The sequence below is a fragment of the Aestuariivirga sp. genome, from assembly GCF_044238155.1.
In the GTDB taxonomy this organism is placed as follows: domain Bacteria; phylum Pseudomonadota; class Alphaproteobacteria; order Rhizobiales; family Aestuariivirgaceae; genus Aestuariivirga.
Map to the genome: position 1 here is coordinate 1 of NZ_JBIIDX010000151.1, position 8320 is coordinate 8320.

Consider the following 8320-nt stretch of genomic DNA (forward strand, 5'->3'; position numbering starts at 1 on the left):
GCTGCTGGGCGAGGTGGGACTTGGTGGCGTAAAGGATGGTCCAACGGCCAGGCGCATGGTGGCATGGGCGCGCAAATATGGCATCCAGAGCACGATCCACACGGGCGGCCCCTCAATTCCTGGCTCAGGACTGATCGACAAGGATGTGGTGCTGGAGGCCGATACGGATGTCGTGGGTCATATCAATGGCGGCCACACCGCACTTCCCGATTCCCAGATCCGCTGCATCTGCGAGGGCTGCAAGCGCGGGCTCGAGATCGTGCACAATGGAAATGAGCGCGCCGCGCTCTATACGCTGCGGCTCGCCCGCGAAATGGGCGAACTTCATCGTGTGATCCTCGGAACTGACGCGCCCGCGGGCTCTGGCGTGCAGCCACTCGGCATCGCGCGCATGGTGTCGATGCTCTCGGGCCTGGGCGAACTGCCTGCCGAACAGGCGATTTGCCTCGCGACGGGCAACACGGCCCGCATGCGGCAACTTGATTGCGGCCTGATCGAGGTGGGTCGTGCCGCTGATTTCGTATTCATGGACAAGGCACAGCACTCGGCGGGTGATACGCTTCTGGCCAGCATCGCATTGGGCGATCTTCCCGGCATCGGCATGGTGGTGATCGACGGCCAGGTGAAGTGCCAGCGCAGCCGCAATACGCCTCCTGCAACGCGCATTCCAACAGTTGTGAAGGGCTAGCGGCATGATGGCAACATCCGGCAACTGCCTCGCACCCGATTCCAGCCGCTTCACATCCTTCTTCCCGCCAGGCGCAGCACTCACCAGGCTTGCCACCGGCTTTATCTGGGCAGAAGGTCCGGTGTGGTTTTCGGAACTCAACGAGCTGCGCTTCTCCGACATTCCCAACAATCGCATGATGCGCTGGTCTCCGTCGGGTGGGCTCTCTGTGTTCCGCCAGCCTGCCCAGCGCACCAATGGTCACACCCGCGACCGTGACGGCAACATGATCTCCTGCGAGCACGGTGGGCGATGCGTCAGCCGCACCTCTCTTGACGGGCGCTACGAGGTTCTGGTCAGCCATTGGAATGGCAAGCGCCTGAACTCGCCCAATGACGTCGTGGTGAAGTCAGACGGCACGATCTGGTTCACTGATCCGCCCTACGGCATCATCTCCGACCACGAAGGCATCCGAGGCGAAAGTGAAATCGGCAACAACCAGGTCTACCGCTTCGACCCGGCGAGCGGCGAACTGAGCGTTGTCGCCGATGATTTCGACCGTCCGAACGGCCTTGCCTTTTCACCTGACGAGACAGAGCTCTATATCGCGGATTCAGGCTACGCCCGTGGTTCGGGCTTTGGCTTCGAAGATGGCCGACCACGCCACGTGCGCGGCTTCAAGGTGGTAGACGGCAAGCGGCTCACTGCCAGCCGTGTCGTAGCGGTCATCAAAGAAAAGGTACCGGACGGACTTCGGGTCGATACTGAAGGCTTGCTGTGGATTTCAGCTGGTGATGGTATCCACTGCTATACGCCGCAGGGCGAGCGGCTCGGCAAGATCCTCGTACCGGAGACGGTGGCGAATCTCACGTTCGGCGGCTACGGAAAGTCGCGCCTGTTTGTTTGTGCAACGTCATCGATCTACGCAATCGAGACTGCCCGCTGCGGCGCGCAATGGCCCTGACAAAAAAGGGTCCCGCCAAAGCGGAACCCAGATGGGAGGACGGTGATGGGGCGACCCCGGGAAAGGGGGGAACGAAGCGACAGCTGACTTTCTCCGGGGCCAGCACCACCACGATGGCCAAGGCCATCGAAAGTCAGACTAGAAAATCTATCCGCTGGCCTCATTGACATGTATCAAATCAATCCAATTTTTCCGCAGCATCTCCGAGCGTGAGCGCCCATGAAGACCAGCCTGCAGCACCTTGACGCTCTTGTCGCGTTTCCCAGCGTGAGCCGGGACAGCAACCTCGATCTCATCGCCTACGTCCAGGATTTCCTGACAAGCCTCGGAATTCGGACGATGCTGGTCCACAGCGAAGATGGCCGGAAAGCCAACCTTTGGGCCACGATCGGACCCGAAGCCGTGGCGGGCATCGTGCTCTCGGGCCATACCGATGTCGTTCCCGTCGAAGGTCAGGCCTGGTCGTCCGATCCGTTCCGCCTGACCGCCCGCGAGGGCAACTATTTTGGACGTGGCACGGCAGACATGAAAGGCTTCATTGCCTGCTGCCTGAGGGCGGCGGAGATCGCTGCCACACGAAAACTGCATACGCCAATTCATCTGGCATTCTCATATGACGAGGAAATCGGCTGCGTCGGCGTGCGCCGTCTGCTCGACATCCTGAAGCAGGCGCCAGTGAAACCACGGCTGTGCATCGTCGGCGAGCCCACCCTCATGCAGGCGGTTACGGCACACAAGGGAAAACTTGGCTTCCGCGCCACAGCCTATGGGCTCGAGGCACATTCAAGCCTTGCTCCAATCGGCGTCAACGCCATCTATATGGCGGCCGATCTGATCGGAGCCATCCGAGCAATACAGGCCGACATAGCGCAGAATGGCCAGCGCGACGGAGATTATGAGGTCGCCTACACCACTCTGCATGTCGGAAAGATGCAGGGCGGCGAAGTCATGAACATTGTGCCTAATCGCTGCAGCTTCGATTTCGAGATCCGCTATCTGCCAAACGACAACGAGCAGGTCATCGTCACACGCATCAAGACCGCTGCCGAGACGATCGCATCAAATTACAGAGGTGTTTTTGACAAGGCCCGCTTCGAGTTCATGGATCTCCAGAGTTATCCTGCCATGAACACGCCCGTCGACAGCGAGGCGGTGAAATTTGTTCATGCCCTGACGGGTGGAAATTCAACTGGCAAGATCACCTTTGGTACCGAAGGCGGGCTGTTCCAGAAGACGCTCGGCACACCTGCCGTGGTCTGCGGTCCGGGCAACATCGCGGTCGCCCACAAGCCTGACGAGCATGTCAGTGAATCCCAGCTTGCACAGTGTGATCGCATGCTCGAGAGATTGGTGGACAAGTTGTCAGCCTGAAACGCCGTCATTCCCTAAGGATCTCCGGGCACGCCGTAGCTCGGCGCCGCTGTGGGGTCGATGGCGCGCTGCAGATAGGCGCCCATCTGCGGCTTGTAGTCCGTCCACAGGCGTCGAAGCTGCCTTATGGGATTGTCATCGTCCCAGTCGACACGCAGCGAGACGAGCGGGAACGCCTGCTCATGATAAACGATCAGCGCAGCCGAGTGCACCGGGCCTTCCTCGCCACCCGACTGGTGTCCAGCCTCAAGCGCGCGCAACAGCCGCTCAGCCAGATGCTCCGCGGCATTGGCCGCAAAGGCGTCCGTCATCGTTCTGGGAAGACTTGCATGTTTCAGCAAGTTACCGGCGGCAACGCAGTCAGGTTGTTCAGAAACACCATGCGTGCCAAGGATGTTCTTGCCTGACCAGGAGGCAGACCGCCCTTGCGCGTCCACGGCCGTCAGCTGCCGGTAATCGATGAAGGGCCGGTCCTTCACCACGGCTTCGATTGCCGCAGACGCGCTCATGCCACTCTCCATCAGGTCAAGCAGCAGGGGGCCGAGGTTGGGATCCGTCACATTCTGCGTCGCAACCGCGCCAACCTTGGCGCGTGCATGCGGGCAGCGCGCTCCGACGGCGATTGATGACGTGGTAATGGCGACCCCAAAACCACCCGACTTGGGGCAGCGGCCAGCGATGGAAAAGGTCATCCTCGTCTTGTCTCCCTCAGAGGTCCCTCGCCTGTTCTTCGAGGATACGGCGTTGCAGTTTCTGGAACTCCGCACCGGGCTGTTGCTCGATGGAGATCTCCAGGTTTGGATCGGTCACCGCCGTTCGGTGTCCGGACAGCGCCTCGATCAGCGCATGGCCGCAGAACGGAACATAGGCTTCGGAATACCCGCCTTCGTGGATCACCACGACACGGCCCTTGCAGAGTTGATCCGCCGCATCGCGAGTGGCCTGCATCAGATATCGGAAGGTTTCGCTGTGGGCCATCATGCGGGAGAGAGGATCGACGATGCTTGCGTCAAAGCCGCAAGCCACCACGATCAGCTCCGGCCGGTAGCGCTCCAGCGCCGGCAGCACGATCAGTTCCATCGCATCCACATAGCTTTGGTGGCCGCCACCGGGCAGCAGTGGCACGTTGATGTTGTAGCCCTCGCCGCTGCCACGGCCACGGTCGCCGGTGCGGCCCGTGTCCGTCGGAAAGCACTTTTCCTGATGTAGGGAAATGGTAAGCACATCGGGCCGTTCGTAGAAGATGGCCTCCGTGCCGTTGCCGTGGTGCACGTCCCAGTCGATAACCGCAACACGGGACAGCTTGTGGCGCGCAATCGCCCGTTCGATTGCAAGCGCGCCATTGGCGAGCAGGCAGAAGCCCATGCCGGTATCGGGCAGGCAATGATGGCCAGGCGGGCGCGACAGCGCATAGGCATTGTGCACTTCGCCGCGCAACACCGCATCGATAGCGTCGGCCGCAAGCCCGGCAGAAATCCTGGCAATATCGTAGCCACCAGGCCCGAAGCTTGCCTCGAAACCCATGTCGCCCCCTCCCTTGACACTCAAGTCTGCGAAGCGATCAAGATAAGCGGCGGGATGAACGCGGAGCAGGTCCTCGCGGGCAAGCATCGGCGCCGAGCGCACGTCAAGCTGTGCGGTGAGGCCCGAAACGTCCATCAGGCTCTTGAGCCGCCGCTTGCTGTCAGGCGACTCGCAATAGCCGGCGGCATTGGGCGGCTGCACCCAACCACCCACCGGGAAAAACAGTGCATGGGGCTTGCCGAAATGCCAAAGGCATTTCTCGTCGAAGAAGAAGCCGGTACGGCGCTCGGTCATGGAGTCAATCCGGGATGACGGCTGTGGCCTCAATCTCTACGATCCACTCTGGCCGCGCAAGCGCAGTGATGACCAGCCCGGTCGAGCACGGGAACACGCCTTTGAGCCATTTTCCCATTTCCTGGTAGACCTCCTGACGATAGCGGATATCGGTGAGATAGACCACAATCCGGCAGATATGGTCCATGTGACCGCCCGCTTCCTCCATCAACATCTTGATGTTTTCCATCGTCTTGCGGGTCTGCAGCGTGGCATCGCCGACATGCAGCGACTCGCGAGTGTCGAGATCCTGCGCCACCTGGCCGCGCAGAAACACCATTGTGCCCCGCGCCACGACGGCCTGGCACAGGTCATTGTCAAGCTTCTGCTCCGGGTAGGTCTGCTTGGTGTTGAACGGTCGGATACGCTTGTGCGCGGTCATTCTCTTGGTCCCCTTGCTTGTCTGTTCCGACAGGAACGGCCGCTGTCACTCGGCCGCCTGCCTGGTCACACCCCAGATATTATCCGAAAGGCCGCCTGCCTTCTGCGCAAATTTGAGCGTCTGGTTCCAGTCGAAGTTGCGGTAGACGGCCGCCGACTGTGCGAAAGGCGGCGACTGGGCAAAGAGCTGGAAAGTCAGCCGGTGCCCCGCATAATCGGAATTGAGCAGATCACGCGCCAGAGCGAGGAGCTTGCGGCGGTCATCAGCCTGCCAATCGTCATTGATGGTATAATATTTCTCCATCCAGGGCCTTGTTTCTGGCTGCTCAAACATCGCCGAGTCCGGCGTCACGCAGATCTGCCCGCCGCACAGTTCGCGCGCAAGATGCATCATGCGCGGCAGGTTGTTGAGCGCGTGGCAGCGGCCGGTGAACAGTAGCGACTGGTTCGGCATCAGCAGACCGTTGGGGCTTCTCTCGCCCATGGCGATCGCGGCGGTCAGATGGGCATTGATGCCCTCGCGCCAGACCGCAAGTTCGGAGAGTTTCTCCTGCACGGCCTGCTGCTTGTCGAGGCCGGTCTGGCGGGCGTTCCACAGCGCGGCGCCAATCATCAGGTCAGCATAGGAGAGCGTGCGTTGCACGAATGGGAAGGCCGAATAACGGTGCAGCGTCTGGCGGATGAAGGCCGCCGCGCGGGTGTGCTGGTAGAACAGAACATCCTCCCAGGGGATCAGCACATTGTCGAGGATCATCAGTGTGTCGACCTCGTCGAACTTGTTCGACAGCGGATAGTCTCGCGCCGGGGCGCGGCCGGTGAAGCCGGTGCGGCAGATGTGCTTCACCCCCGGCGCATTCATCTTGACGATGCAGCCCAGCGCATATTCGGAGAGCTTGGCATCACCCCAATTGGCGATGGTCGGCTTGAGGAAGGCCTGGTTCGAATAGGCGGCGGCCGTCTCATATTTCGCGCCGCGGATGATGATGCCGGCATCGGTCTCCTTCACCACATGCACCAGCATGTCGGGGTCCTGGTCCTGCGGGCGCTTGGAACGATCCCCCTTGGGATCGGTATTGGCCGACACATGGAACGGATCGTTCTTGATCGCCAGATGGATGTGGCGCTCGATGTTCTGGGCGAAGCGCGGATCGATCTCGTTGAGGATGTCCTTGCCATCCCACAGCGACCACATCTCGCCGATCGTCTCGTCACCCACCCGGGTGACGACGCCGCCGATGTCATGCATGACCGTATCCACGGCCTTGCGCTTGTCTTCCCAGTCCTTCTTCTCGACAGGCAGGCGGAGTCCGATCGGGAAGCGCTCGCCGTTCTCCTCATAGGTCATCACATCACGGGTGGCAGCCTCATGCTGCATGTCATAGATGCGCGCCCGGATGTCGATGAGTGGCTTGGTCTGTGGATGCCGGGTTACGTCCTTGACGCGCTCGCCATTGATCCAGACGTCGCGTCCGTCGCGTATCGACTCGCGGTACTGTTCTCCGGTTCTGATCATGTCTCAGTTCCCCTCATGATGGATGATGCGCCGGAAGGCACGGTTGCAGCAGACGTGCGGCTCGGCGGAAACCGAGGAGACGGGGCGCACCGTGAGACCGATGCGGCCCAAGGGGCCGCCGGTCATCACCCGGGAAACACCGGTTGCTGCCAATCCCATGGCAGCAACCAGTTGCTCCGACGTCACCTGCGGCATGCCCATCGCGGTCACCTGTCAGTTCACCCGCTCCAACCAGTGGGAGGTTGACATGCGGGCAAGCTTCGTAAAAATAGATTATGCCTTCATTCAAGATAGTTTTTTCCTATGCTCCGCTATACGCTCCGGCAGATTGAATATGCAGTGGCCATCTCGGACCACGGCTCAGTGGCGGCGGCTTCAGCCCGGCTGAACGTGGCGCAGCCCACCCTGTCGGCGGCGCTCGCCAAGCTGGAGCAGCAGATGGGGCTCCAGATCTTCATCCGTCGCCACGCCCAGGGCGTGAGCCCTTCGCCCGCCGGACTGCGCTTCTTGAGCGAGGCGCGCAATCTCTTGAGCCATGCGCAGGACTTCCAGCGCGGCATGACGGCTGCAGGAACGGCCGTTGAAGGTGAATTGTCGCTGGCAAGCTTTGCCACCATCGCACCAGCCTTCGTGCCGGCCTTGATCAAGGGTTTTATGAGTAAGCACCCAAAGGTCGGCTTTCGTCTGGCAGAAGGCACCCAGGATGAGCTGTTCGCGGGCTTGCGCAGCGGCATCACGGATCTCGCCTTGCTTTATGCCGTCGACATGACCTCGGAATTCAATGTAACGCCGCTTGCCTCCTTCACGCCGCACGTGCTGCTGCCAGGCGACCACCGCCTTGCGCGGCTGAAGCGCGTGCCGCTGACAGCCCTCAGGGATGAGCCCTTCGTGCTGCTCGACATCGCCCCCAGCCGCACCTATTTCACCCGAATTCTCGAAAGTGCCGGCATGACACCTCGCATCGCCTTCGCTTCACCCTCGCTGGAAGTGGTGCGTGGCCTGGTTGGCCAGGGTCTTGGCTGGTCCATCCTGGTCACACGGCCGTTCGGCGATCATGCCCATGACGGCGAAGCCCTGGCCGTCCGCCCCATCGCAGATGGCGCCGAGCGCGGCGTGATTGCCCTTGCGAGCCTCAAACAGATGCGCAAGACAACTCTGGTATCCGCTTTCGAGAGCTACTGCATGCACCATTTCCGGGCCATAGGCTCATGACGGCGACCATCCCGTCTGCCACCATCATCGGGGCTGGCATCGTCGGCGTCTCGGCTGCAGCCTTCCTGCAGCGTGAAGGCTTCCGCGTCACCCTCATCGACCGCGTGCCACCGGGCGAGGGCTGCTCGTTCGGCAATGCCGGCGGCCTCGCCTTTGCCGAGATCGTGCCCACCGTCCACCCGCGCATGCTGCTCAAGATTCCGGGCTGGCTGATGGACCCGCTCGGCCCTCTCACCATCCGGTGGTCCTATTTTCCTCGCGCCCTGCCGTGGTTTGTGGCGCTGGCGCGCAATTCCATGCCAGATCGGGTCAAGGCCATCACCAGCGCGCGCGCCGAGCTTGCCTTGCGTGTGGT

At 61.5% G+C, this 8320-nt stretch carries 10 protein-coding genes; 5 read left to right on the forward strand and 5 right to left on the reverse strand.

What is annotated here, in order from left to right; all coding sequences use genetic code 11:
• From ACILRN_RS14020 to argE, 3 genes are all read left to right on the forward strand, one after another.
• The coding region (locus ACILRN_RS14020; protein WP_395689291.1) for an amidohydrolase family protein at positions 1-688 on the forward strand (688 nt) is incomplete at its 5' end.
• A 7-nt stretch (positions 689-695) separates the two neighbouring features.
• Entirely contained in the window at positions 696-1631 is a 936-nt protein-coding gene (locus ACILRN_RS14025) for an SMP-30/gluconolactonase/LRE family protein (protein WP_395689310.1), read from the forward strand.
• A 219-nt stretch (positions 1632-1850) separates the two neighbouring features.
• On the forward strand, positions 1851-3002 hold the full coding sequence (gene argE / locus ACILRN_RS14030; protein WP_395689293.1) for an acetylornithine deacetylase: 1152 nt from the start codon (positions 1851-1853) through the stop codon (positions 3000-3002).
• A gap of 14 nt (positions 3003-3016) precedes the next feature.
• On the opposite strand, the gene ACILRN_RS14035 is transcribed toward argE, so the two are convergent.
• From ACILRN_RS14035 to ACILRN_RS14055, 5 genes are read right to left on the reverse strand one after another with little or no spacing between them, the layout of a single operon-like run.
• The gene (locus ACILRN_RS14035) at positions 3017-3694 is read right to left on the reverse strand and encodes a DUF1028 domain-containing protein (RefSeq protein WP_395689295.1); all 678 of its coding nucleotides are present in this window, start codon (positions 3692-3694) and stop codon (positions 3017-3019) included.
• Between the two features lie 16 nt (positions 3695-3710).
• Complete coding sequence (locus ACILRN_RS14040; RefSeq protein ID WP_395689297.1) at positions 3711-4820, reverse strand: class II histone deacetylase; 1110 nt, start codon at positions 4818-4820, stop codon at positions 3711-3713.
• Positions 4821-4824: 4 nt separating this feature from the next.
• Positions 4825-5241 (reverse strand): RidA family protein, encoded by a 417-nt coding sequence (locus tag ACILRN_RS14045; protein ID WP_395689299.1) that lies wholly within the window; start codon positions 5239-5241, stop codon positions 4825-4827.
• A 45-nt stretch (positions 5242-5286) separates the two neighbouring features.
• Positions 5287-6753: a 4-hydroxyphenylacetate 3-hydroxylase family protein gene (locus ACILRN_RS14050; protein ID WP_395689302.1), complete on the reverse strand. Its 1467-nt coding sequence runs from the start codon at positions 6751-6753 to the stop codon at positions 5287-5289.
• 3 nt (positions 6754-6756) lie between these two features.
• Positions 6757-6954, reverse strand: coding sequence for a hypothetical protein (locus tag ACILRN_RS14055; protein WP_395689304.1), 198 nt, complete (start codon positions 6952-6954; stop codon positions 6757-6759).
• 102 nt (positions 6955-7056) lie between these two features.
• Between ACILRN_RS14055 and ACILRN_RS14060 the strand changes: the two genes are divergently transcribed.
• Both ACILRN_RS14060 and ACILRN_RS14065 read left to right on the forward strand, forming a co-directional pair.
• A complete protein-coding gene (locus tag ACILRN_RS14060) occupies positions 7057-7965 on the forward strand; it encodes a LysR family transcriptional regulator (protein WP_395689306.1) in 909 nt (302 codons plus the stop codon).
• The coding region (locus ACILRN_RS14065) for an FAD-dependent oxidoreductase (RefSeq protein WP_395689308.1) at positions 7962-8320 on the forward strand (359 nt) is incomplete at its 3' end. The genes ACILRN_RS14060 and ACILRN_RS14065, both read left to right, overlap by 4 nt.